Source organism: Clostridium sartagoforme AAU1, assembly GCF_000401215.1.
Taxonomy (GTDB): Bacteria; Bacillota; Clostridia; order Clostridiales; family Clostridiaceae; genus Clostridium; species Clostridium sartagoforme.
The window spans coordinates 1-760 of sequence record NZ_ASRV01000272.1; the positions used below are offsets into that span (position 1 = coordinate 1).

The window sequence follows — 760 nt, forward strand, 5'->3', positions numbered from 1 at the left end:
GAAAAAGAGAAGAAGAAGAAGATATTATTAAAATATATAAAGGTAGATTTAGATATCTGAATCTACCTTTTCTTTAATATATGTACACTTTTTTATGTAATCTAAAAATTTATTTTAAGGAGAGATATACTTGGATAAAATTGATTTTAAAGGTAGTGTGGTTTTAAATCCTGTTCCTGTAGTTCTAATCACATCTAGAAATAAAGCTGGTAAAGACAATGTATTTACAGTTGGTTGGACAGGAACAATATGTACAAAGCCTCCTATGCTTTCTATTTCTATTAGACCTGAACGACTTTCTTATGAGTATATATGTGAAACTATGGAATTCATAGTTAATATGCCTTCTTCCAATATGGTTAAAGCTGTTGATTACTGTGGAGTTAAGCCAGGTAGGAAATTTGATAAAATAAAAGATATGAACTTTACCATGAAAGATGGGGAAAATGTTAATGTGGCATATATAGATGACTGTCCAGTTTCTATAGAGTGTAAAGTTAAGGATATAATAAAGCTTGGAAGTCATCATATGTTTATAGCAGAAGTAGTTGGCTCACATATTAATAGCAATTTAATAGATGATAATGGGAAAATACATTTTGAAAAAGGAAATTTAATTTCTTATTGTCACGGAGAATACTTTAAGCTTCCCGAAAAATCTATAGGTTCTTTCGGCTTTTCGGTTAGAAAAAATCTAATACTAAAAAAGTTAATACTACCGTTACTTCTAGGAAAAATGATTTGAAAATCTAATAGTAAA

Annotated in this window: 1 protein-coding gene; it reads left to right on the forward strand. The window is 28.7% G+C overall.

The window, feature by feature from the left end:
• Positions 1–130 precede the first annotated feature (130 nt).
• A complete protein-coding gene (locus A500_RS19070; protein WP_016209210.1) occupies positions 131–745 on the forward strand; it encodes a flavin reductase family protein in 615 nt (204 codons plus the stop codon).
• Positions 746–760: the final 15 nt, after the last annotated feature.